The 22,518-nt window shown below is 71.0% G+C and carries 20 protein-coding genes and 2 pseudogenes; 9 read left to right on the top strand and 13 right to left on the bottom strand.

Going from position 1 to position 22,518, the window contains the following annotated elements; all coding sequences use genetic code 11:
• Nucleotides 1-206: 206 nt before the first annotated feature.
• Nucleotides 207-1,775, bottom strand: coding sequence for a PLP-dependent transferase (locus ABZ342_RS24855; protein ID WP_360477268.1), 1,569 nt, complete (start codon nt 1,773-1,775; stop codon nt 207-209).
• Nucleotides 1,776-2,106: 331 nt separating this feature from the next.
• On the opposite strand from ABZ342_RS24855, the gene ABZ342_RS24850 reads away from it, so the two are divergent.
• Both ABZ342_RS24850 and ABZ342_RS24845 read left to right on the top strand, forming a co-directional pair.
• Complete coding sequence (locus ABZ342_RS24850) at nt 2,107-2,688, top strand: AMP-binding protein (RefSeq protein WP_360477265.1); 582 nt, start codon at nt 2,107-2,109, stop codon at nt 2,686-2,688.
• Nucleotides 2,679-3,050, top strand: coding sequence for a hypothetical protein (locus ABZ342_RS24845; RefSeq protein ID WP_360477262.1), 372 nt, complete (start codon nt 2,679-2,681; stop codon nt 3,048-3,050). Before ABZ342_RS24850 ends, ABZ342_RS24845 begins: the two co-directional genes overlap by 10 nt.
• A gap of 87 nt (nt 3,051-3,137) precedes the next feature.
• Here the strand turns inward: ABZ342_RS24845 and ABZ342_RS24840 are convergent, their stop codons facing one another.
• Nucleotides 3,138-4,343 carry an IS110 family transposase gene (locus ABZ342_RS24840; protein ID WP_360477341.1) on the bottom strand — a complete coding sequence of 402 codons (1,206 nt, stop codon included), beginning with the start codon at nt 4,341-4,343 and terminating at the stop codon, nt 3,138-3,140.
• 338 nt (nt 4,344-4,681) lie between these two features.
• Complete coding sequence (locus tag ABZ342_RS24835; protein ID WP_360477338.1) at nt 4,682-5,656, bottom strand: DUF4132 domain-containing protein; 975 nt, start codon at nt 5,654-5,656, stop codon at nt 4,682-4,684.
• A gap of 1,989 nt (nt 5,657-7,645) precedes the next feature.
• Here ABZ342_RS24835 and ABZ342_RS24830 point away from each other — a divergent pair.
• Together ABZ342_RS24830 and ABZ342_RS24825 are read left to right on the top strand one after the other, a co-directional pair.
• Nucleotides 7,646-8,047, top strand: a pseudogene (locus ABZ342_RS24830) (MerR family transcriptional regulator); the annotation flags it as partial.
• 210 nt (nt 8,048-8,257) lie between these two features.
• Nucleotides 8,258-8,875, top strand: coding sequence for a hypothetical protein (locus tag ABZ342_RS24825; RefSeq protein WP_360477347.1), 618 nt, complete (start codon nt 8,258-8,260; stop codon nt 8,873-8,875).
• 36 nt (nt 8,876-8,911) lie between these two features.
• Here the strand turns inward: ABZ342_RS24825 and ABZ342_RS24820 are convergent, their stop codons facing one another.
• Nucleotides 8,912-9,748, bottom strand: a complete 837-nt coding sequence (locus ABZ342_RS24820) for a LysR family transcriptional regulator (protein ID WP_360477259.1) — start codon at nt 9,746-9,748, stop codon at nt 8,912-8,914.
• 92 nt (nt 9,749-9,840) lie between these two features.
• Here ABZ342_RS24820 and ABZ342_RS24815 point away from each other — a divergent pair, with 92 nt between their 5' ends.
• Entirely contained in the window at nt 9,841-10,584 is a 744-nt protein-coding gene (locus ABZ342_RS24815; RefSeq protein ID WP_360477256.1) for an SDR family oxidoreductase, read from the top strand.
• 41 nt (nt 10,585-10,625) lie between these two features.
• Here the strand turns inward: ABZ342_RS24815 and ABZ342_RS24810 are convergent, their stop codons facing one another.
• Nucleotides 10,626-11,138 carry a DUF6790 family protein gene (locus ABZ342_RS24810; RefSeq protein ID WP_360477253.1) on the bottom strand — a complete coding sequence of 171 codons (513 nt, stop codon included), beginning with the start codon at nt 11,136-11,138 and terminating at the stop codon, nt 10,626-10,628.
• A 56-nt stretch (nt 11,139-11,194) separates the two neighbouring features.
• Here ABZ342_RS24810 and ABZ342_RS24805 point away from each other — a divergent pair, with 56 nt between their 5' ends.
• The 4 genes and pseudogenes from ABZ342_RS24805 (at nt 11,195) to ABZ342_RS24790 (ending at nt 14,144) form a co-directional block, all read left to right on the top strand.
• Nucleotides 11,195-11,614 (top strand): MarR family transcriptional regulator, encoded by a 420-nt coding sequence (locus tag ABZ342_RS24805; protein WP_155545820.1) that lies wholly within the window; start codon nt 11,195-11,197, stop codon nt 11,612-11,614.
• Nucleotides 11,559-12,797: pseudogene (locus ABZ342_RS24800) on the top strand (pentapeptide repeat-containing protein); the annotation flags it as partial. The gene ABZ342_RS24805 and the pseudogene ABZ342_RS24800, both read left to right, overlap by 56 nt.
• 170 nt (nt 12,798-12,967) lie before the next feature.
• Complete coding sequence (locus ABZ342_RS24795) at nt 12,968-13,486, top strand: pentapeptide repeat-containing protein (protein ID WP_360477344.1); 519 nt, start codon at nt 12,968-12,970, stop codon at nt 13,484-13,486.
• Between the two features lie 91 nt (nt 13,487-13,577).
• Entirely contained in the window at nt 13,578-14,144 is a 567-nt protein-coding gene (locus ABZ342_RS24790; protein ID WP_360477249.1) for a dihydrofolate reductase family protein, read from the top strand.
• Nucleotides 14,145-14,174: 30 nt separating this feature from the next.
• On the opposite strand, the gene ABZ342_RS24785 is transcribed toward ABZ342_RS24790, so the two are convergent.
• The 8 genes from ABZ342_RS24785 to ABZ342_RS24750 form a co-directional block, all read right to left on the bottom strand.
• Nucleotides 14,175-15,176, bottom strand: a complete 1,002-nt coding sequence (locus ABZ342_RS24785) for an RNA polymerase subunit sigma-70 (protein WP_360477246.1) — start codon at nt 15,174-15,176, stop codon at nt 14,175-14,177.
• A gap of 90 nt (nt 15,177-15,266) precedes the next feature.
• A complete protein-coding gene (locus tag ABZ342_RS24780) occupies nt 15,267-15,758 on the bottom strand; it encodes a flavin reductase family protein (protein ID WP_155545824.1) in 492 nt (163 codons plus the stop codon).
• Nucleotides 15,755-17,980 (bottom strand): molybdopterin-dependent oxidoreductase, encoded by a 2,226-nt coding sequence (locus tag ABZ342_RS24775; RefSeq protein WP_360477243.1) that lies wholly within the window; start codon nt 17,978-17,980, stop codon nt 15,755-15,757. Before ABZ342_RS24775 ends, ABZ342_RS24780 begins: the two co-directional genes overlap by 4 nt.
• Nucleotides 17,977-19,032, bottom strand: a complete 1,056-nt coding sequence (locus ABZ342_RS24770) for an LLM class flavin-dependent oxidoreductase (RefSeq protein ID WP_360477240.1) — start codon at nt 19,030-19,032, stop codon at nt 17,977-17,979. The genes ABZ342_RS24775 and ABZ342_RS24770 overlap by 4 nt, the downstream gene beginning before the upstream one ends.
• Complete coding sequence (locus tag ABZ342_RS24765) at nt 19,029-19,382, bottom strand: 4Fe-4S binding protein (RefSeq protein WP_155545827.1); 354 nt, start codon at nt 19,380-19,382, stop codon at nt 19,029-19,031. The genes ABZ342_RS24770 and ABZ342_RS24765 overlap by 4 nt, the downstream gene beginning before the upstream one ends.
• The gene (locus ABZ342_RS24760; RefSeq protein WP_360477236.1) at nt 19,379-20,857 is read right to left on the bottom strand and encodes an FAD-binding protein; all 1,479 of its coding nucleotides are present in this window, start codon (nt 20,855-20,857) and stop codon (nt 19,379-19,381) included. The genes ABZ342_RS24765 and ABZ342_RS24760 overlap by 4 nt, the downstream gene beginning before the upstream one ends.
• Nucleotides 20,854-21,552 carry an ABC transporter ATP-binding protein gene (locus ABZ342_RS24755; protein WP_360477233.1) on the bottom strand — a complete coding sequence of 233 codons (699 nt, stop codon included), beginning with the start codon at nt 21,550-21,552 and terminating at the stop codon, nt 20,854-20,856. Before ABZ342_RS24755 ends, ABZ342_RS24760 begins: the two co-directional genes overlap by 4 nt.
• On the bottom strand, nt 21,549-22,517 hold the full coding sequence (locus ABZ342_RS24750) for an ABC transporter substrate-binding protein (RefSeq protein ID WP_360477230.1): 969 nt from the start codon (nt 22,515-22,517) through the stop codon (nt 21,549-21,551). The genes ABZ342_RS24755 and ABZ342_RS24750 overlap by 4 nt, the downstream gene beginning before the upstream one ends.
• Nucleotide 22,518 lies beyond the last annotated feature (1 nt).

Raw genomic sequence — 22,518 nt, 5'->3', positions numbered from 1 at the left:
CGGCCACCACGCCAGTCGACGCGCCGGGGCAGCAAAGGCAGCAGCAGCGCCCACTCCGCTGCGGTGCAGTCGGAGGGGTAGCGGCGTCGCCGAGGCGATACCGATGACGTGCACACCCGACCTCACGACACCCACGACCACGGCAGGTTGAGGAACAGCCCCTGAAACGTCACCTCGCGGCATCGGCACCCGCGGGCATCGGCTGCTCAGCCGGCGATCGCCGAGGCGATGGCGTCGGCCAGGCCCTCGAGCTGGATGGCCCGGTCGCCGATGTAGAGCCGGAGGAACAGCGGTTCGTCGTCCGTCGCCGGCACGTACTTGCGCTCCGCCGCGGTCGTTCCCACGTCCTGCGCCCAGACGCGCGGCACGGAGTACCCGAAGCTGACACCCTTGGTGACCTGCACCCCGGACTTCTGCGCGTGCACGAGGATCTGGTCGACCACCGCGTTGAGGTTGTTCCAGTCGTTGCGGTCCCGCTCGTGGTAGAGGAACGTCACGATCCCGCTGCCGTAGGGCAGGCTGTGCGCGAGCCGCACGTCCGGGTGATGCGCCAGCGCGGGGTGGTGCACCTCGCCCGCCGCGGCGACCCGGGGGTCGGCCAGCAGCAACTCGGCCAGGTGCTCGGCGTTCGCCCAGATCCGGCGCATCCGGCGCCGGTGCAGGGCGGTCTCGTACCGGGGGAACAGCTCGGCGTTGTGCCGCGCCAGAACCGCGCCGGTGTTGCGGCGGAGCATGGCGAACAGCTCGGTCAGCTCCGCCGGGTACACCACGAGCCCGCCGAGGGCGAAGTCCATGCCCAGCTGGAGGTACTTGGTGCAGCTTTCGTAGTAGATGATCTCGAGCCGGTCGTCGCTCGCGAAGAGCTCCGTCTGCAGTGACGCGCCGATCATCGTGCCGTCGACGACGACCGTGAGGCGGCCGGTCACCACCTCGCGCAGGCGCCGGTAGAGCTCCGGCAGGTCGAACATCCGCTGCCGCACGTTGTTGGCCAGCGGGTCGACGAAGACCACCTTGGGCCGGTGGCGCACGACGTCGGCGACGATCTCCTCGACCAGGTAGCCGCCGGCCCGCTCCGACCTGATGTGCGGCAGCGCGGTCAGCTGTTGTGCCACTTCGTAGTAGATGTAGGGCGCCAGGAGGATGCTGTCGCCGGCGTTCAGCCGGTAACGCAGCAGGAACGCCTCGATCCACGTGTACGCCGCCATGCCGGACGACGTGACGCCGATGCCGTGGTCCTCGCCCGACAGGCCGAGCACGCCCAGCAGCTGGCGCTCCACCCGGGTGACCGACGCGTGCGCGCCGTTGCGGTCGTAGTTCATCGTGGGCCAGGACTCCTGCTGGGTCCCGAAGAACTGCACCTGCCGCGCCTGGCCGTAGGACTTGGCCGTCCACTCCAGACCGTTGCGCACGTAGGAAAGCGTGGACAGGCCGAACCGCAGCACCGCCTCGGCGGCCGACAGCTGCGCCGCCGAGTCCGCAATGGACACTTCGTCCAGTATGCGTTGCGCTCGGGTGAGCCGCAGCCAGACCTGCTCCGCGGACGTCGTCATGTGCGCGAGGGCCAGACCGTCCACCGGCAGCTCGTTCTGCGCGCAGTACGCGGTGTGGTCCTCGAGCTCCCGCCGGGTGGCACGCAGCTCCCGCAGGCAGGTGTCGAATCCCTCCCGCAGATCGGCGACCTGCGTCGCGACGACGTCTTCGATCGACTCCGACAACGCGTCGCGCCATGCCGGCGCGTCGATCGCGTTGGACGGGAACTCACCTGGCTCAGTCATGGTGCTCCGTCTTGCCGCTGGTTTCTGTCCTGGGCTCGCGTAGAGCTCGTCGACCACCAGAGTGCTCCGCCTGTCTGTGGCAGCCGTCTCGATACGTGCTCTTCCGGATCGGCAACGCGGGAGAAGGCCCCTTGGCTGCACGGGACTTCACCGGGCCGAGCGGAGCCGCACTGCGCGAGAAGCCAGTCACTCCGGCCCGAAGCTACGGTGGTGTCCACGCGGTGCCCGGGCCGGGCACCGCCGGAGTTCGAAGTGGACTCCCCGTGGCGGAGCTGGGGTGACTGGCCGGCGCGCGATGGTGGTCGCTGGGCGCCCGGTTGAGTTGGAGACCATGGTGCCGTACTCGCGTTCGCTGCTCGGCTGTCTGGCCGACTTCGCCCGCAACCGGCCGGAGTCGACCGCGCTGGTCATGGGCGGCGACCGGGTGTCGAACGCCGAACTGTGCGCCATGACGATGTCGGCCTACAACGGGCTCGCGGCGCTGCAGCTGCCGTCCGACGCCCGCGTCGCGCTGCACGCCGCGAAGACACCGCGCACCGTCGCGCTGATCGTCGCCTGCCTGCTCGGGCGCCGCCCGTTCATGCTGCCCTCCACGGAACTCGGTACGACGGCGCTGCAAGAGCTGCTGGAGAAGGCGGACTGCACCGACGTGCTGACCACGGAACCCGGCGCGGACGCCGGTGGACTGCGGGTGCACAAGATCGACACCACCATCGTCCCGCCGGACGGCGACCTCGGCGGGCTCGACGGCATCACCGGTCCCGACGTCAGCCCCGACGCGACGTCGTTCATCTTCACGACGTCCGGCTCCACCGGGCTGCCGAAGGTGGTGCCGCTGAGCTTTCAGGCGGTGGAACGGTTCACCGAGTGGGCGATCACGAAGTTCCGCCTCCGGCCGGGCACGTGGTGCTGAACTACGCGCCGTTCAACTTCGACCTGTGCCTGCTCGACCTGCGCGCGACGTTCAAGGCCGGCGGTACGGCGGTGCTGGTCGAGCCCGAGCGCGCACTTATCGGCACAGGACGGCACGCGGTGACACTCACCGGTGCACCAGGGCGGCGGACTTGTAATCAGATGGTCAGATCGTCTGCTTCTTCTTGGGTAACCGCCCGGTCCGCGTTGCGCGACCCCGGTGGCGTCGTCGGCGACCGCAGGGTGGACGCGCTGGCGGTGCCTGACTGTCGAACTAGGGGCGATCTAAGGGCGAAATTGCAGGTCGAACGACGTCGACTGACGCCCTCTGAGGGCATGAGCGATTGCAAACATCTCAGCTAGATCGACTGACGTCGACTCGAAATCACTCGAACCAATAATCCGGAGGGTTCTTGGTTCGAGTCCAAGGGGGGTGTCCCTATGTGGTTGTCAAGCCGCGGCGGGGGCCGGAGTGGGTTCGGGGTGTCGGTAGTGGGTGCCGTTGCGTAGCATCGCGTAGAGGACATCGCAGCGACGGCGGGCCAGGCAGATGAGGGCGGCGTTGTGCTTCTTGCCCTCAGCTCGTTTGCGGTCGTAGTAAGCCCGGCTGGTCGGATCGGACAGCGCGGCGAACGCGGCGAGGAAGAACGCGCGTTTGAGCTGGCGGTTGCCGGTCCGGGCGGGGTGCTCGCCCTTGATGCTGGTGCCGGAGCTGCGCGTGACCGGGGCGATCCCAGCATAGGCCGCCAGATGTCCGGAGGAGGCGAAGTTCGAGGCGTCGCCGACTTCGAGGAGGATGCGGGCTGCGGTCCTGACACCGATGCCGGGCATCGAGGTCAGGACCCCGGCAAGAGGGTGCGCATCAAGTATCCCCTCAACCTGCTCAGCGACCTGTTTCCGTTGCTGCAGAACAGTCTTCAGACTGTCGGCCAGCCTGGGCAGGACCGTGTCCGCGGCTGCGGTGCCCGGGACGGTGACCGTCTGCTCGCCCAGAGCGGTCATGATCGCCTCGACCAGTCGTTCGCCCATGCGCGGCGCGTGAGCCTTGGCGATCGCGGTGAGTTTGCGGCGGCCGGCCTTGGCGATGCCGGCCGGGCCGCCGCAGCGGGAGAGGATTTCCAGCACCGCAGGGTGGCTGATCCTGGGGCCGATGGCGTGTTCGAGGGTGGGATGGATGCCGGTGAGCAGCCCGCGGATGCGGTTGGCGATGCGGGTGGCTTCGCCGGCCAGGTCGTCGTCGAACCCGACCAGCACCTCCAGCTCCGCCAGGGCTTCGTCACCGACATCAACGGGCCGGAGTGTGTGGGGCAGGGAGCGGGCCGCATCGGCGATGACGAACGCATCCCGCGCATCGGTCTTCGCCCGCCCGGGGTAGAGATCGGCGATGCGGCGCATGGCCAGCCCCGGCAAGTAGGCCACCTGATGGCCCGCGGCGCGGGCGACCGCGACCGGCAACGCCCCGATCGTGGCGGGCTGGTCGACGACGACCAGCAGTGGTCCGTGTGCGGCGAGCTTGTCGAACAGGGCTTTCAGTTTGGGTTCGGTGTTGGGCAGCGGCCCGTCGTGCAGCCGGTTTCCGTCCGGGTCGAGACCGACGGCGTGGTGGTTGTCTTTGCCGACGTCCAGGCCGAGGAACACGCTGTAAGTGCTGCTCATCCACCATGCCGTTCGTTCGCCGCGAGTGGTCACCGGGTCGGGCATCGAGCGCCGGCACCCACGTTACGACGAGACCTACCCAGTGGTGGCCGTGTCCCTATTCAGCGGTCGGTCGATGCCACCAGGCCCGGTGACACCACCCCCCGGATCATGGGTTCGACTGGGGGCGTTAGTCATGCCGAGCCTGGCGACCACAGCTCCCTGGCGGGAGCCACGAAAAAGGTAACGGGGGAGCAAAGCCCAGGTCGCAGACCTGGGCTGTTTTGCTGCCCAGGGGCAGGGGCGATCTTGACGATTGTCCAAGGATCGGTCCCCGCGTCGACCCTGATCGTCGGCGACTAGTCGAGACAACGCAGGGACCGGATCAGTTCCGAGCGGGTGACGACGGGCAGGTCACTGAAGACGCCCAGCTCGCCCGCGGCGGACTCGAAGGTGATCTCGGTGATCGTCTGCTCGGGCTCCGCTTTCGGGTCCGTGACCGCCGACGTTCCCGGGTCGATGGTCAGCGCCACACGCCCCTCTGGGCCGAACGGCCGGAACAGCTGGTGGCGCACTGCTCTGTGGCCGCTCGGTGCCCACTGCCAGCCTCGCCGGACGAGACCGAACAGCTTCGCGGCCGCCACCGTTCGCTGCCAGTAGACAGATGGGTCCTCGCCGGTGAACACCTCGCGCCCGGCCTGGATGAACGGCTGCTCGCCGCGCTGAGCAAGCCACGTGGTCCACGGGGTGAAGTCGTCGACCGCCGGGTGGGCGAGCCGGACCCACTTGGCGTCGCCGATCAGCCCACCAGCCGGGTCGACCGGGTCGCCGAGGGCGTCGATGGCCGCGGTCCGGTCGTCGAGGGCCCACAGCAGCCCGCGCGCGAAGCGGCCCAGCAGCGGATGCGCCACGATCCGGGACCGGAAGTCGCCGCCGGACCATCGGCGCTGCACCACCATCGCTTCCTCCAGGCGCGCGATCTGGTCGGCGATCATCGGCTTTGCCTTGCGGCGCAAGCTGTTCCACGCCGATGCCGCCGCCTTCTCCTCGTCGTTCGCCGCCTTGGGCAATGCGCTGAGCCTCGCTCCGGACGGATCCCGCAGCACGAGTTCGCGTGTGTCGACGAGGTCGACGGCATACGACACGTTCCGGTACTCGACCTGATCGCCGTCCAGCCCGAGATCCGGCGCCAGCAGGTCGTCGAGCTGTTCGGGCAGCAGCCCGCGGTCCGCGGCGACGCGGTCGAGCGCGGCGGCGGCGTGGCTGCGCAGTGGCCCGGACTTGGCATTGCGCGCCAGTGCCGACAGGTGGCCGAGAGCTCGCTCGGTGTTCATCACGGCCAGCACGTCGGCGCCGCGCTTCGCCCGTGGCGCCGCGCCTTCCGACGGCCACGCCCGGATGCGCGGTGCCAGCCGGTCCGCGACCGTGTCGTCACCGAAGTACCCGAGGGCGTTCATGGCCCACGCGTCCTTCGACGGCCTGTCCTCGGCCTCCCAGAGCCGGTACAGCGACCAGACGAACGCCGACAGGCTCGCCGGGTCACAGCAATCGGCGATCACGCGCAGGCCTTCGTAGGGCGCGTCGAGCTGGGACATCGCGATCATGCGCAGGAGCGCGGCGGTCGGCTCGGCCGGCAACGCGTACTCGCCGCCGGCCAGCAGAACCTGCGGTAGAAGACCGGGGTCCGCCCATTTCGGCACGGCCGGGATCTTCGCGGGCACGAAGTCGAGCGGGTCGCGGCTGAGCAACGTCTCCACGGTCTCGACGCAGCCGAGGTCTTTCGCTGCGGCCCGTACGTCGTCCGCGTCGAGACGGCTGAGGGCCAGCGCGGCGGTCGCCGCCTCCGCACGCGCCGCGCCGAGAGCGACCGGGATGAGCAGTGCGGCGGCGCCGGCGCCGTGGCGGGTGAACCATTCCCGCGCGACCGGGCGGAACTGGCGTGACCGGGTCAGCCAGGCCGCCATCAACTCGGCGACCTCGACGGCGAGATAGGGCATCAGCAGTGGGGCACCGACAACCGGTTTCTTGCGGGCCAGCCGCAAGAACGGTGCCAGCGCGGCGAGTTCGTACTTGGCGACCACCACTTGCGGCTTCTCGAGGTAGAACGAGGCCGATTCGGCCTGCCATCGAGCGAGCAGCGGACGGACGATGCCCTCCGGCGCCCTGATGTAGAACTCCGGCGGAGCAACGCCTTTCTCGGCGAGCGGGAGATGCACGCGCATTTCCTCGGACCGGAACGCTTGCCAGTCGTAGGCCCAGCGTTCCTGTTCACCGTCCTGCCAGACGATTCGAGGCTCGACCGCGTCCGGGACGGCCGTGACCCGGGCCGGCGGTTCACGACGCCACGGCGGCGACGCGAGCAGCGGCGGGACGGCCTCGGGTGGCGCCTCCGGCCGGCGGGTGAACAGCCTGGCCTCGGGGACTTCCGGGTGCCGGCGCACCTGGCGTAGCAGCAACGCGTCGATGAAGTCGCCGTCCCGATGCGTGCCGAGCAGCCGCGCCGCGCGTGCGGGGAACCTGTCGGCCGCGGCACGCACCCCACCCGGCACCGCCGGGAGGTCCATTCGGTGCAGCAGCCCGGCGAACGCCGCGTCCGCCGGGATGCGCGTGAGCACCTCGAGGACGTCGTGCCGGATGTCCGGCGCCCAGCGGGACCGGTCCAGCTGACGGAACAGCAGCGGCACGACGTCCTCGCCGGCCGCGTCGAAGGCCGTGATGAACTGTCCCAGCGAGGTCATGTGCCATCGGGACAACTGCTCGACCGTCGCCATGCTGTAGAAGAGCAGTTCCGGCGATCCCCAGTAGTCCTCGGGGAGATCGTCGAGATCCCCGGCCGCCCACTCCGGCCGGGCGGGGACGAGATAGGACGTGACGATCCGCTGGCGCAGCAGTCCGCCGCGAAACGCGGCCAACCGGGCGACCGTGTCGTCGTAGACGTCCTGCCGCGCGACGGCCAGCATCGACCGCAGCTGCCGGGCGGCGGCTGTCCACACGGGGTACGCGGCGTCCGTCGCGTCGGTGTGGCGCAGCAGCGGTATGACGTCGTTCGCGCTGAACTGATCGGCGGTGTGGTAAGCGCAGCTCGCCACGAACGCGGCAGCGCCGTGGGCCAGCCCTCGGACGGCGACGAGATCGTCGATGGGCGCCATCGAGGTGTTGTAGGCGATGGCACCGCGACACGGGTTCGGTGCGAGCGCGAGCCGGACGCCATCGGCCTCGACGTCCGGCTCCGCTGAGAGCGCCAACGCGCGAAGCGCGGGATCGGTCCTCGTGTGGTGAAGAATCGCCGTCCGCTTGGCGGCCAGGTCCACACCACGAGCGGCATGCCATGCGGTGAGCTCCGCGAGGCTTTCGTGCTTGACGTCGAGCGGTTCGAGCGCGGCCATCCCGCCACGGCGGGGATGCACGGCACAACGCCACGTATCGGGGATGTCGATCTGGTGCTCACCAGGCATGACGCCATCATGCACGACCGGTCCGGATCCGCCGCGGACCTCGCGGGGCGTTCGAACCGCGTTCGCGGCAGCCTTGACTCTCAAGCCGGTCGAGATCGCATAGTGGGGCGTATGAACGAGCTCTATCCCATCGGCGATGTCGCCCGCCGCACCGGTTTGAGCGTGAGCGCCATCAGGTTCTACGCCGACGAGGGGGTGGTCGCGCCCACCGCTCTCGCCGAAGGCGGCTTCCGGCAGTACGACGTGCAGGCCATCGCCCGGCTCGAACTCGTGCGCACCCTCCGCGACCTCGGTGCCGGCCTGGACGACGTTCGCCGGGTGCTGGCCGCGGAGGGCACCTTGCGGGATCTGGCCGTCCGGCATCTCCGGCTGGTCGAGGACCAGTTGCGGCAGTTCCACGCGCGGCGCGCGGTGCTGCGGACCATCGTGCGGCAACCCACGACGGCGGAACAGGTGAGCTTGCTGCACAAGCTCGTGTCGATGTCCGACGACGACCGGGACCAGCTCATCAGCGGGTTCTGGGACTTCGTGACCGACGGCCTGGACGTCCATCCCGGCTACCTGGAACGGCTGCGCAGCCGACGGCCGCACCTGCCGGAAGAACCGTCCACCGAGCAGCTCGAGGCCTGGATCGAACTCGCCGAGATCGTGCGGGACGACCAGTTCCGCACGGCGCTGCGGGCCTTCCTCCACCGCGCTTTCGGCACCGAGCAGGGCAAGCTGATGGCCACGCCGGAGATGCTGGCTCACGCCGAGCGGCAGCGGGTTCTCTACCTGGAGGCGCAGGCCGCGCAGCAGGCGGGTGTGCCGGCGGACTCCCCGCAGGCCCGGGACATCGCCGAGCGCATGGCGGCCGACTCGGCTGATTTCGTCGCCGCCATGACCGGGGACCACGACCTCGACAAGGCCCGCCGCAGCATGGCCGGCTTCGACCGGATCCGGTCGGCGGAGGCGCGGGCCAAGATGACCGGGACGAACCTGATGGCCAGGTACAGCACGCTGGTGGCGGTGATCAACGGGACGCCCCAGCCGGACCCGGAGAAGACGGCGACGGTTCAGGAATGGATGGCGTCCGCCCTGCGCCGGGACCCCACCTGAGGGCCGTTTTCGACCACCCGGACGGGGCGACGGACCTCAGGCGAGACAGCTTGCCGCGACGTCGTGGAAGGCGATGGCCAGCGGGTTGGGGTCGTCGGCGCGGGTGGCGAGTACGACCTGGCACGGGTCGATGCCTTCGACGGGCACCGTGGCCAGGTCCGCGCGCACCGTGGGGCGCCGGTCGCCGGCGGGCAGGATGGCGAGGCCGCGGCCGTCGGCGACGAGTTCGAGCTTGTCCTCGAAGCTGTCGTCGAGGCTCGGTTCGAGGGGGCCGCTCCAGAGCGTGGGGGAGCTGGTGCAGGCGGTGAACCGCTCGTCGGCGAGCTCGTCGAGCGTGACGGATTCCTTGCCCGCGAGGCGGTGCGATCTCGGTACCACCAGCACCCTCGGCTCCTCGTGGAGGACCGTGACGCGCAGCTGGTCCGTCCGGAACGGCAAGGGCAACCGCACCACGAGTGCGTCCACCCGGTGCTCGGGCAGGGCGTGCGTGTCCTGCCAGTCGAGGTGGCGGGTGCCCACCCGGGCGTCGGGATGCCGGCGGCGGAGTTCCCGCACCGCCGGGGTGATCACCAGGTCCGCGACATAGCCGACGGTGATCGTCTGCCGGGGCGCGGCCGCGCGCGCGGTCAGCTCGGCTTGGCGAGCGGAGCGCAGCAGCGCCTGCGCTTGGGGGAGGAACGCCCGGCCGGCTTCGGTGAGCCGGCTGCCCTGCGGCGTGCGGTCGAACAGCCGCACGCCCAGCTCGTGCTCCAGGCGCTGGATCTGGCGGCTGAGCGACGGCTGGGCGAGATGCAGCGCGGCCGCGGCACGGCCGAAGTTGAGGTGCTCCGCGACCACCGTGAAATACCGCACCAGCCGCAAATCGAGGTCCACGCACGTCGAGTCTACGCGTCATGCGTCTCCGGTATGACGACGTGCGGAACAGGTCTTGGACGGTGAGCCGGAAGGGATCTTGACTGGACGTCATGACCGAGTACGAAGGCAAGAACGTCGTGATCACGGGTGGCAGCAGCGGTGTCGGTTTCGCGACGGCGAAGTTGTTCGCCGGTGGCGGAGCGCGGGTTCTGATCACCGGCCGCACCCAGGCCACGCTCGACGCCGCTCTCGAACAGCTCGGGGACAACACGGTGGCCGTCCGCAGTGATGCGGCGTCACTGTCCGATGTGGACGCTCTCGCCGACCGGGCGAAGGCGGAGTTCGGTCTGGTGGACGTCCTGTTCGTGAACGCCGGGGTGACCCGGGCCGCGCCCTTCGAGTCGATGTCCGAGCGGGTGTACGACGACCTGTTCGCGATCAACGCCAAGGGCGCCTACTTCACCGTGCAGAAGTTCGTCCCGCTGCTGCGGGAGGGCGGTGGCGTCGTGCTCACCACCTCGGTCGCGAACGTCAAGGGGCTGCCGATGGTCAGCGCGTACGCGGCGAGCAAAGCGGCGCTGCGCTCGATGACCCGGAGCCTGGCCCGCGAGCTGCTGCCGCGGCGGATCCGCGTCAACGCGGTCAGCCCCGGTCCGATCGACTCCGGCATCCTGGAGAAGTCGATGCCGGAGGACGCCGCCGATCGGACCCGGGTGCAGATGACCGCGAACAACCCCATGCTGCGGTTCGGCGACTCCGCCGAGGTGGCGAAGGCGGTGGCGTTCCTGGCTTTCGACGCCACCTACACGACCGGCGCCGAACTTCCGGTGGACGGTGGCGCGTCCCAGCTTTGACTTCGGATCTGGCGGGCGGCGACCATGGTCGGCGCCCGGGGTCAGACGGCCTGCACAGGGGCGGCGGCCAGGCGCCGGGACCGCACGGCGAGGACGATCATGACCGCCGGGATCAGCAGGTCGTTGACGAGGACGCCGCCGGTGTTGCCGGGGGCGTGGTCGCCGCCGGCGAACCACTGGTAGACGTGGCCGACGAGGGCGCCCCACAGGAACATGCCGCCACCGAGGCCGATGGTGATGCGCTCGCGTGCCGACGCTGAAGCGGCGCGGAAGCCCATGATGGCCAGCCCGAGGTTGGCGAAGGCGATCTCGAACAGGAACGGCGTCCGGGGGAAGCCGATCGCGGCGGCCATCACGTCCGGGAAGGCCAGGAACGCGACGGTCATCCACAGGCTGCCGATGCCGAACGCGCCGATGGCCCACCAGCGTTGCCAGATCTCCAGTCGCTCCTGGGCCGAGGTGGCGTGGCGAGCCCGCAGGAAGGCGCCGATGGCCGGGACCACGATCCAGACCAGGGGAAACGCTGACTGGGCGATGTAACCGAAGTTGTCCATGCCGTGAATCTTGCATAGTTAACATTAACTAGTCAACACTCTGTTAGGCTGACGGCGTGGACGACGGACTCGCAGACCTGCTGCACCGCGTGGTCATGCTGCTCGGCGAAGCGGCCCGGCGGCGCACGGACGGCCGGGACGGCCTGACTTACAGCCAGATACGGCTGCTCGGCACGCTGGAGGACATCGAACCGGCGACCCAGCACCGGCTGGCGCAGGCGTTGTCGGTGTCGGATCCGGCGATCAGCCGGGCTCTGCGGTCCCTCGAGGCGGACGGCTTGGTGCAGGTCGTCGTCGACCCGGCCCACGCGCGACGGCGCCTGGTCACGCTCACCGTCGCCGGCCGGAAAGCCTTTCACGACAACGGGAAACCCCTCTACGACGAGTTCCGTTCCGCGCTCGTCGCCGCCGGGTTCCCCTATGAGCGCTACCTCGAAGACACCCTCCGGCTGGCCGAGCTCCTCGAATCCGGCTGACCGCCTGGGGATCCTCGGCGAAAGTGGACATGATGGGCGGGTGACCACTGAGCCGCCCACCCCGGATCCGCTCGGCCCCGTCCCGCTGCCGGATTCCCCGCCGCTGTCGCTGCTGACGTTCCGGCCGCCCGTGGTACCGGCGGAAGAGCTGCCGGTGCTGTCCCACCGGGCGATGGCCTGGGCGGCCGGGGCGCTCGTCGTGCTCGGGGTCGGGCTGGCCGTCGGACTGCTCGTCGCGTTCGGCGGCGGGGGTCACGCCGACCAGCTGGACGCCATCAAGACGGCCGGCACCATCGTGGTCGGTGCCGGGGGCGCGGCGGCCCTGTGGCTGACCGCGCGCCGGCAGCGGACGTCGGAACTGAGCCTGAACCAGGTCCGCGCGGCCCACGCGGCCACCGTCGCCGACGCCGAGGCCCGCAGGATCACCGACCTGTACGGCAAGGCCGCCGACCAGCTCGGCTCGCCGCAGGCCCCGGCCCGGCTGGCCGGGCTGTACGCGCTGGAGCGACTCGCCCAGGACAACCCCGCCCAGCGCCAGACCATCGTCGACCTGCTGTGCGCCTACCTGCGGATGCCGTACACCCCACCGCGGCGCGAACCGGCGCCGCCGTCGGTGGCCCGGCCGTCAGGGGTGCCGCGGCCGCTGCTGAGCGGCCCGGCCCGGCAACGCGCCTCGGTGCGGCTCGCCCCGCCCGCGCCCCGCGGCGGAACCCCGTCGGCGACCGAGGCGAAACAGGAGTACCAGGTCCGGCGGACCGCGCAGGCCATCCTGTTCCGCCACGTCATGTACGGCACCGAGGACGGGCCGGTCAGCACGTTCTGGGCGGACATCAGCCTGGACCTCGTCGGCGCCGTGCTCGGGCCGGCCAACCTGATCGGCTGCCGCGTCGTCGCCGTCGACTTCACCGACGTCACCTTCACCGGTGACGTGTGGTTCGACCGGACGCGGTTCGGGCTGAGCGCCGTGTTCACCGGGGCGCGGTTCATGGGCGAAGCCGGCTTCAGCCATGCGCGGTTCGACCACGACGTCCGGTTCGGGCGAGTGACCTTCGACGGCGACGCTCGTTTCGCAGAAGCCGATTTCGGCGGGAGCGCGAAGTTCGACCGGGCGGACTTCCGCGGGCCCGCGGTGTTCACCGGAGCGAAGTTCTCGCAAGCCGCGTCCTTCGCGGATGCGCGGTTCGGGGATCGAGTTTCAAGGAGGTCCGGTTCGCCGGTGCGTTCACGCAGTTCGGCAACGCCACGCTCGCCTCATCGGACTTCTTCACCGCCGAATTCGGCCGGAACACCGACTTCACCGAAACCCGGTTCACCGGCGACGCGTCGTTCACCATGGCGAGGTTCCCTGAGGGAGTGGAGTTCGTCCGGACGGAGTTCGGCGACGTCGACTTCGGCGGCACCCGGTTCGCGCTGTTCGCGGCGTTCACGGAGGCGAAGTTCGCCGGTGTGACGAGGTTCTACGAATACCACTTCGGCGATCGGGCCGAATTCCCGCGCACCCGGTTCGCCGCGGACGTGTGGTTCGAGAACACGGAATTCGCCGATATAGCCGTGTTCGCGGCGGCGGAGTTCGGCGGATCGGCGCGGTTCCTCCATACGCGCTTCGGTGATGTCGGCGGGTTCGCCCGCTCGCGTTTCGACGGTGACGTCGTTTTCGACGACATACGCTTCGACGGTCCGGTCGGGTTCGCGGGCGCGCGCTTCGCGCGGCCGCTTCGGATCGAGCGGGTGTGGGTCCGCCTGACCGGGCACAAGCGAAAGCTGGAAACGGACAGCACCTGGCCGCCGGGGACGGTGATCCGGGTGCCCGGCGAGGCCGACCCGCTTCCCGAGGGATGGGGAGTGCTGGAGCTGGAGGAAGCCGCCGAGTAGGAGCGGAGGCGCGCGGTGGATCGCGCACCGATCAGGTTTCCGCGCCGCGACCGTCTGTACGGGTGAGATCCACTCACGAGAGGCTGGCACGATGCGGAAACTGATCTTCGGCATGAACCTGACCGTGGACGGCTACATCGCCGCGACCGGCGATGACATCGGCTGGAGCGGGCCGCCGAGCGACGAGCTGTTCCAGTGGTGGCTCGATTGGGAGCTGGCGAACGAGCTGTCGCTGTACGGGCGCAAGCTGTGGGAGGCGATGAGCTCCTACTGGCCGACCGGCGACCAGCAGCCCGGCGCCACCCCGGCGCAGATCGCGTTCGCGCGGAACTGGCGGGACACGCCGAAGGTGGTGTTCTCCTCGACGATCGACCAGGTCGACTGGAACACCCGCCTGGTCACCGGCGACGCGGTCGCCGAGATCACCCGGCTCAAGGCCGAGGACGGCGGCCCGATGAGCGTCGGCGGCGCGACGCTCGCCGGAACCGCCATGCGAGCCGGGCTGATCGACGAGTACGTCCTGGTCACCCACCCGGTCGTGGTGGGCGGCGGCACGCCGTTCTTCACCGCGCTGGACAGCTGGGTGAACCTGAACCTGGTGGCGACGCGGACGTTTCCCGGCGGCGCGGTGCTGACCCGCTACGAGACGAGGCGTTGAGCACGGGTCGACGTCGGAAGACCTGTCCTGTCAGAGGGCCGGGGGCAGGTCCAGCCAGGGCTTGCCGGTGACGTCGAAGCCGGTGAGCTCGGCGATCTTCCCGTCGGCGACGTGCAGGACCGCGATGGCGAACGGCCGGTACTCGGGGTCGCCGGGGGTGCGGAGGTACAGCGCGGCGGCGGGCATGCGGTTGACCGTCGTGGCGATACCGCGCCAGTCGTCGTGGCCGCGCTGGAAGAGCCCGCCGGAGACCCAGCCGTCCACCGCGTCCTCGGCTGTCGTGAGCACGGTGCCCGGATCGGGCAGCATCGCGAAGCGCAGGTCGTCGCGCAGCAGGGACGTCAGCCGGTCGAGGTCGTTGCGTTCGTGGGCGTCGATGTAGGACTTCACCACGCCGCGCTCGTCGTCCGACAGCTCGTGGGTGGCGGGGCTCCGCCAGTCGAGGCGGCGGCCGGGCAGCTGTTCGCGCATCGTCACGCGCGCCCGCTGCAGTGCGCTGGTCACCGAGGCGACGGTCAGCTCGAGGGCCTCGGCGGCCTTCGACGCCGGCCAGCCGAGGACGTCGCGCAGGACGAGCACCGCTCGCTGCCGCGGCGGCAGGTGCTGGACGGCGACGATGAACGCCAGCTCGATCGTCTCGCGCGCCACCACCGACTCCTGCGGGTCCTCGGGGAGCATCCGGTCAGGGTACGGCTGCAGGTACGGCAGCTCGGAGTCCGGCAGCTCGGCCGGTACGGGCGTGCGGTCGTTGCGCTTGTCGAGGAAGTCGAGGCAGGCGTTCGTCGCGATCCGGTACAGCCAGGTCCGCGGCGCGGCGTGGCCCTGGAACGTCTCCCGCTTGTTCCACGCTCGCAGGAACGTCTCCTGCGTCAGGTCCTGGGCGTCCTCGTAGTTCGCGAGCATCCGGTAGCAGTGCACCTGCAGCTCACGCCGGTGGCGCTCCGTGATGAGCGCGAACCGCGCCGGATCGCCCGAGCGGACCGCCGCGATGAACGTGTCCTCGTCGGTGTCCAGCGGTCCAGCGTCGGTCATGGTCGTCGATCCTTCCACCGGTGTGAGGGGGTCGCCAGAACTGACGACGGGGCGGAGGATTTCTGATCGGTTGACTGCGCTGGCCCCGGCTCAGACGGCGGCGAGCCGCCGGAAGCGGCTGCCGTGGAACACCAGCGGCGGGGTTCCGGCCGTGCGCACGCGGTGGATCCTCAACAGGGCGATCACGTGGTCGCCGGCCGGGACCTCCGCGTGCGGGGAACACTCCAGCCAGGCACTCGATCCGCTGATGAAGACGCTGTCGTCCGGCCCGGGCTCCCATTCGACGTCGCGGAAGCGGTCGCCTCCGCGGGCGGACAGGCTGAGGCAGGCGTCGTCCTGTCCCTCGGCGAGGACGCTGAGGCCGAGGCGGGGCCGGGCACGCAGCAGGGGCCACGTCGACGACGTTCGCTGGATGCAGATCGACACCAGCGGCGGCGACAGCGAGACCGACGTGAAGGAGCTGGCGGCCATTCCGCGGGGCACTCCGTCGATCAGGGCGCACACGGCGGTGACGCCGGACGGGAAGCAGCCGAAGGCTTCGCGCAGGTGACCTTCGGACGTCACGGGCGGCAAGGCGATCATCGATGTCCTCTCACGATCGGTGGACGCAGGACTCGTACTTCCGGGATCGGGCCCTCGAAACGTTCGACGTCGACGGCCGCGTGCTGGCCCGCGCAGCCCTGCGACAGCCGCGACGACGGAATGTCGGCGGTCAGGACATTGGGGTTCCCGTGCGCGCACAGCGGTCCGGCGGGGTGGTCCTCGACCGGGTCGAACCACGCGCCGGTCGCGAGCTGGACCACGCCGGGCCGGAGGGCGTCATCCAGGACCGCTCCCGCCAGGCACGCACCGCGGGCGTTGAACACCCGGACGACGTCGCCGGGCGCGATGCCGCGGGCCGCCGCGTCGGCCGGGTTGAGGCGGATCGGCTCGCGCCCGGCCACCTTGGCCGCCTGGCTTGCTTCGCCGGCGTCGAGCTGGCTGTGCAGGCGGGTGCGGGGCTGGTTCGCGATCAGCCACAGCGGTCCGGACTCGGTCGGCGGCAGCCAGGCCGGGTGGCCGGGACAGTCCGGGTAGCCGAAGCCCGCCACCGTCGCCGAGGTGATCTCGATGCGGCCGCTGGGCGTGCGAAGCGGGTGGGTGTCCGGGTCCGCGCAGAAGTCTTCGAACAGGGTGTGGTGCTCGCGGCCGGGCGGGAGCCGGAGTTCTCCGTCCGCCCAGAATGCGGCGAACGCCGGTTCCGAGCGCCAGCCCGTGTAGAGGTGTTCCAGCCATTCCCGCGCGGTGCGGCCTTCGGTGAACGCCTCGGAAACGCCGAGCCGAGCGGCCAGCCCGGCGAAGATCGTGTAGTCGTCACGCGCTTCGCCCGCGGGCTCGGCGATCCGGTGCATCGCGATCACGTGCGTGTCGCGGCGGCCCGAGCCGAGGTCTTCGCGTTCCAGCGCGGTCGTGGCGGGTAGCACGATGTCGGCGTGCCGGGCCGTCGCTGTCCAGTGGGGTTCGTGGACGACGACGGTGTCCGGGCGGGTGAACGCGCGGCGCAGGCGGTTGAGGTCCTGGTGGTGGTGGAACGGGTTGCCGCCGGCCCAGTAGACGAGGCGGGTGTCGGGGTAACGGCGGACTTCGCCGTTGTAGTCGTAGGCCTCGTCGGGGTGCAGCAGCAGGTCGGCGATCCGCGCGACGGGGATGAACTCGCCGACCGGGTTCACCCCTTGCGGCAGGTACGGGACCCGCAGTTCGGGTCCGGTGTCGCCGACGTCGCCCATCGAGCCGTAGCCGTGCCCGAACCCGCCGCCCGGCAGGCCGATCTGGCCCAGCATCGCGGCCAGGGCGATGCCCGCCCACACCGGTTGTTCGCCGTGTTCGGTGCGCTGCAGCGACCAGGTCACCGTGACCAGTGTCCGGTGTGCGGCCATCTCGCGGGCGAGTGAGACGATGTCGGCGGCCGGGATGCCGGTGATCCCGGCCGCCCATTCCGGGTCCTTGTCGCGCAGGTAACGCTCGAACTCCGCGTAGCCGACGCAGTAGCGGTCGAGGAAAGCGCAGTCGTGCAAGCCTTCCGTGACGAGCGTGTGGGCCAGCGCGAGCATCAGCGCGGTGTCGGTCGCGGGCCGGATCGGGTACCAGCGGGAGTCCACTGTGGACGGTAGGTCGTCACGCAACGGGCTGACGAGCGCGACGCGGCCGCCGAACCGCGCGAGGTGCCCCGGGGTGCCGTGGACGGTGACCCCGCCGGGGGTGACGAAGACGTTCTTCTCCGGCACCCCGCCGAAGGCGACGATCAGCTCGGTGTGCGCGGCGATCGTCGGCCAGGTCGACGCCTGCCGCAGCACCGCGTGGGTGTCGCCGACGACGTGCGGCAGCAGCACCGACGACGTCCCGTTGCTGTAGCTGTTCCGCGACGCCGTGAAGCCACCGATCGTGTTCAGGAACCGGTGCAGCTGGCTCTGCGCGTGGTGGAACCGCCCGGCGCTGGCCCAGCCGTAGGAGCCGCCGAAGATCGCCTGGTTGCCGTGCTCGGTCCGGACGCGGTCGAGTTCGGCGGCCAGGCGGTCGAGGACCTCGTCCCAGTGCACCTCGACGAACTCGTCGCGGCCGCGGCGGTCGTCCGGGCCGGGGCCGTCCTCGAGCCAGCCGCGGCGGACCGCCGGCCGGGCCACCCGGCTCGGGTGGTCCAGCGCGGCGGCCAGGTTCCCCAGCAGCGGCGACGGCGCCGGGTCGGCCGGGTGCGGCTCGACGCGCAGCCGGCCCTCGGCGTCGACTTCGGCCGAAAAGGCTCCCCAGTGCGATGTGCTCGGTTTCATGCCCCGACGGTAACCGCGTCGGCCTTTTCCCTGACCAGGCGAACGAGCGTGCCGTAGTCGCGGGCGTCGGCCAGTGGCGAGAAGCCGCGGATCAGCAGCGTGCCGACGCCGAGCCGGACGTAGTCGAGCAGCGAGTCCGCGACCTGCTCGTAGCTGCCGACCAGCGCGGTCGAGTTCCCGGCGGCGCCGGTCGTCCTGGCCACCGCCGTCCACAGGCGCTCGTCGACCACGTCCCCGGTCGCGGCGGCCTCCAGGAGGCGCTGCGAGCCGACGGCTTCGCTCGAATCGCGGCGGCCCTTGAACTCGCCGGCGCGGTCCTGGGTGAGCCGCAGGATGTCGCGGGCCCGCTCCCACGCCTCGGCCTCGGTGGCCGCGGGGATGGGCCGCAGGCTGACGCTGAACGCGACGTCCCGGCCGGCGGCCGCGCGGACCTGCTCGATGCGCTCGGCGATGCCGGCCAGCGGCTCGCCCCAGAACGCGTAGACGTCGGCGTGCTTCGCCCCGACCCGGATCGCGTCGGCGGACGCGCCGCCGAAGTACACCGGGATCCCTCGCGAGGGTCGGATGTCGGAGATCGCGCCGCGGACCCGGTAGAACTCGCCATCGTGGTCGAACGGCTCGGCCGAGTCCCAGGTCCGCCGGACCACGGACAGGAAGTCGTCGGTGCGGCGGTAGCGGGTGGGCTTGTCGGTGAAGTCGCCGTCGCGGGCCTGGTCGGCGTCGTCGCCGCCGGTGATCACGTGCAGCGCGATCCGGCCGGGGTGGAACGCGTCGAGCGTGGCGAACTTGCGGGCGAGCTGGGTGGGCGCGACGAACCCGGGGCGGTGGGCGAGCAGGACGCCGAGCCGCTCGGTGGCGGCCAGCACCTGGTCCGCGAGCACGAACCCGTCCGGGCTGCTCGCGGACTGGGCGATCAGCACCCGGTCGAACCCGGCTTCCTCGTGCGTGCGGGCGACTTCGCGCAGGTAGCCGGGCTGGATGATCGGCCCTTCGGGCGCGATGATCTCGCTGGCCTGGCGGCCGGCGGCGTAACCGATGAATTCGAGCGTCACGGGGTCTCCTGTCCCAGGGCGCGGGCGGCGGCGAAGATGTCGCCCATCCGCCAGCTTTCGTTGGCGTGGGTGCGGCGCGCCCGGCCCCAGCCGGAGTCGCGCCGGTACTGCGCGGGCCAGTCCGCGGCCCGGACGGCGGTTTCGTCGACGCTGACGGGGGTGCGGCAGTCGGGGTCGACGAAGAGCGCGTCGACCGGGCAGTACAGCTCGCAGAGGAAGCACGTCTGGCAGTCGCTCTGGCGGGCGATGACCGGTGGGGCGTCCGGGACGGCGTCGAAGACGTCGCTGGGACACACCTGGACGCACTTGTCGCAGGCGATGCACCGATCGGCGAGGACGAGTTCGATCACGCGGCGGCCTCCTGCCCGTCCGTGCGCCAGTGCATGCCGAGCGAGGTACGCCGGCGCAGCGCCGCTTCCTTGACCCACCGGCCCATGGCGACCAGGGACGCGGTCTCGCGCCCGGCCACGGCGTCGCGGCCTTCTCCGGTCAGCGCGGACTCGACCTCCGTCCACAAGGCATCCAAAGTGGACAAAGAGCGTCGGAGACCGGCTTCGTCGCGGAACATGTTCTTGTCGTACGCGTTCAGCTCGTCCCGGACGACGTCGACCACGGTGGTGGTGTCCACCGCGGACGGCCGTCCGCCCGGCCGGATCCCGGCGCGCCCGATCGGCCGCACCGGCGACGCGGAGGTGCCGCGGGCGTACCGGACCGCCGCCCGCCCGGCCCAGGTGCCCGACGACACCGCCCACGCGGAGTTGGGCGACCCGCCCCCGGAGATCGCGCCCACGACCGGCACCCGGCTCGCGACGTCGCCCGCGGCGAACAGACCGGGCACGTCGGTGGCGCAGCCGGGCCCGGTGACGAGCCCGCCGACGCCGCGGATGGTGCCTTCGCCGAGCAGGGTGACCTCGAACGGCTGGGTGTAGGGGTCGATCCCGCGCCGGGTGAACGGCAACAGGAAGTTGGGCTGCACCACGGGCATCTTGCGGCGCACCCAGTCCGGCGCCCGGTCGAGCGTGGTGAACACCGGTCCGCGCAGCAGCGCCGCGCCGAGGACGCGGTTGCGGTCCGGCCCCGACGGCAGGTCGAGCACGTGGCCGCGGGCGTCGGTGTAGGTGCCGAACAGGTACGTCATCGACCGGGCCATGGTCGAGAACGCCGGGGCGAGGGTGTAGTAGTTCGAGAACTCCATGCCCGACAGCCGCGCCCCGGCCTCGACGGCCATGAGGTGGCCGTCGCCGGTGTTGCCGCGCGAGCCGAGGAGGTGCGAGCGGAACGCCGTGCCGCCGGTGGCCAGCACGACCGCGCCCGCGCGCACCCGCCAGTTCCCGCCCGCCTGCCGCCGGACCCCGGCCGCGCCACCGACCGAGCCGTCCGGGCGCAGCAGCAGTTCGAGTGCGGGGTGGTGGTCGAGGATCCGGACGCCGGCGCGGTGGACGAGCCCGCGCATCGCGCGCAGGTACTCGGGTCCTCGCACATTGTTCGTCCGGTCGGGTTTCCCGTCCCGCACCGGGAACGGGTAGTACTTGTCCAAGGTGGGCAGCCGCTCCCACGTCGTGCGCAGGACCCGCAGCGCCTGCTCGGGATCGGCGATCCCGCCCGCGTGCGCGTGCCGCTCGGTCACCGCGCGCTCGTGGTCCTCGGGCCGGACGAACCAATGCGTGACCCCAGCCGTCGCGGTGACACCGCTGGTGCCGCAGTAGCCCTTGTCCACCAGCACGACGTCCCCGCCGGCCTGGGCCGCGGCCAAGGCGGTCCAGGTCGCGGCGAGGCCGCCGCCGACGACGAGCACGCCGGCGCTCAGGTCGAGGTCGTCGCTCATCGGGACTCCGCCAGCTCGGCGACCCCCAGCTCGGCCAGCAGCCGGTGCCGCAGCTCGTCGAACTCCGGGTTGCGGCGGGTGCGTTCGCCCTCGAAGTCGACGCGGTGTTCGGCGGCCAGCCGCCCGGACCGCATCGCGACCACGCGGTCGGCGAGCAGGATGGCCTCGTCGACGTCGTGGGTGACCAGCAGGACGGCCGGGCGGTGCGCGGCGACGAGCCGCCGGACCAGCGCGTGCATCTTGATCCGGGTCAGCGCGTCCAACGCGGCGAACGGTTCGTCGAGCAGCAGCAGCCGGGGTTCGCGGACCAGCGCCCGGGCGAGCGCGACGCGCTGGGCCTCGCCGCCGGACAGCGTGACCGGCCAGGCGTCGAGGTGCCCGGCCAGACCGACCTCGGTCAGCGCGCGAGCCGCGGCCTCGCGGGGAAGGCCGACGGCGACGTTCTGCCACACCCGCCGCCAGGGCAGCAGCCGGTGCTCCTGGAACACCACCATCCGCTCGGCCGGCGCTTCCAGCTCGCCGCCGTCGGGGGTGTCGAGCCCGGCGAGCAGCCGCAGCAACGTCGTCTTGCCGCAGCCGCTTTCGCCGATGAGCGCGACGAACTCGCCGGGCGCGATGTCGAGATCGAGTCCACTCAGGACGGTCCGGGGCCCGAAGCTCTTGGTTAGTGCGCGTACGCGCACGGCGGTGTTCACAGCTTCACCGCGTGGTCGGCGATGGTGATCGGGCCGCTGAGGATCTTGCGCTGCGTGAGCCAGTCGGCCCCGCGCTGCAGCTGCGCGATCCCGTCGTCGTTGATCAGCGCGAGCTTCGTCCGGACGTTCTTCGCGGCCATCTTGTCCAGCACCGCCTGGGGGTAGTGGGAGACGGCGTTGCCGATGTCCAGGGACTCCTTGTAGTGCTGGTTCTGCCACTCGTAGTCGGCCTGGAACGCGGCGATCACCTTCCGGATCGTGTCGGCGTTCTGCTCGGCGTAGTCGCGGCGGACGAGGTAGCTGGTGAAGTCGATCTGGAAGTCCAGCTCGTCGCCGTCGACGAAGATCGGCTTGGCGCCATACTGCACCTCGGCGATCTCGCGGAAGCCCTGCCAGATGGCCCAGGCGTCGATCTTCCCGGCGCCGAACGCGGCCGACGCCTCGGGCGGGTTGAGGTAGGTGACCTTCACGGATTCCCGCGGGACTTTGTACTTCTCCAGCGCGGCGACCAGCAGGAACTCACCGAGCCCGGCCTTGTTGACGGCGACGGTCTTGCCCGCCAGGTCGGTGACCTTCTCGATGCCGGTGTGGGCCCCGGCGACGATCGCGGTGGTCCGCGGGGTGGACGCGGCCCAGGCGACGTACACGAGGTCGGCGCCGGAGAGGATGGCCTGGTCGGCCGGGGTGGTGCTGCCGCCGAAGCTGAAATCGGCCGTGCCGCCGACGACGGCCTGCAGCGTGGGCGCGTGGTTGGGGAACGGGCCCACCCACTCGACGGTGATGCCCTGGTCTTTGAGCGTCTTCTCGAGCACGCCGCGGGCTTTGGGGACGGAGATGGTGCTGTAGGTCAGGCGGACCTTGCCCTGCGTGGCACCGCCGGCCGAACCGGTGGCGCAGGCGGCGAGCGGGGCGGCGAGGGCGGTCAGACCGGCAGCGGTCAGGAACGAGCGGCGCGAGAGTGTCATG

Source organism: Amycolatopsis sp. NPDC005961, assembly GCF_040629235.1.
Taxonomy (GTDB): Bacteria; Actinomycetota; Actinomycetes; order Mycobacteriales; family Pseudonocardiaceae; genus Amycolatopsis; species Amycolatopsis camponoti.
The sequence above is the reverse complement of the archived record's forward strand: the minus strand, read 5'-3'. Positions and strand labels throughout refer to the sequence as shown.

Excerpts from the sequence above, each read along its gene's own strand:
- ABZ342_RS24855 (WP_360477268.1), bottom strand. The coding sequence starts at position 1,775 with ATGACTGAGCCAGGTGAGTTCCCGTCCAACGCGATCGACGCGCCGGCA.
- ABZ342_RS24850 (WP_360477265.1), top strand. The coding sequence starts at position 2,107 with ATGGTGCCGTACTCGCGTTCGCTGCTCGGCTGTCTGGCCGACTTCGCC.
- ABZ342_RS24840 (WP_360477341.1), bottom strand. The coding sequence starts at position 4,343 with ATGAGCAGCACTTACAGCGTGTTCCTCGGCCTGGACGTCGGCAAAGAC.
- ABZ342_RS24835 (WP_360477338.1), bottom strand. The coding sequence starts at position 5,656 with ATGAACACCGAGCGAGCTCTCGGCCACCTGTCGGCACTGGCGCGCAAT.
- ABZ342_RS24825 (WP_360477347.1), top strand. The coding sequence starts at position 8,258 with ATGTCCGACGACGACCGGGACCAGCTCATCAGCGGGTTCTGGGACTTC.
- ABZ342_RS24815 (WP_360477256.1), top strand. The coding sequence starts at position 9,841 with ATGACCGAGTACGAAGGCAAGAACGTCGTGATCACGGGTGGCAGCAGC.
- ABZ342_RS24810 (WP_360477253.1), bottom strand. The coding sequence starts at position 11,138 with ATGGACAACTTCGGTTACATCGCCCAGTCAGCGTTTCCCCTGGTCTGG.
- ABZ342_RS24790 (WP_360477249.1), top strand. The coding sequence starts at position 13,578 with ATGCGGAAACTGATCTTCGGCATGAACCTGACCGTGGACGGCTACATC.
- ABZ342_RS24785 (WP_360477246.1), bottom strand. The coding sequence starts at position 15,176 with ATGACCGACGCTGGACCGCTGGACACCGACGAGGACACGTTCATCGCG.
- ABZ342_RS24780 (WP_155545824.1), bottom strand. The coding sequence starts at position 15,758 with ATGATCGCCTTGCCGCCCGTGACGTCCGAAGGTCACCTGCGCGAAGCC.
- ABZ342_RS24775 (WP_360477243.1), bottom strand. The coding sequence starts at position 17,980 with ATGAAACCGAGCACATCGCACTGGGGAGCCTTTTCGGCCGAAGTCGAC.
- ABZ342_RS24760 (WP_360477236.1), bottom strand. The coding sequence starts at position 20,857 with ATGAGCGACGACCTCGACCTGAGCGCCGGCGTGCTCGTCGTCGGCGGC.
- ABZ342_RS24750 (WP_360477230.1), bottom strand. The coding sequence starts at position 22,517 with ATGACACTCTCGCGCCGCTCGTTCCTGACCGCTGCCGGTCTGACCGCC.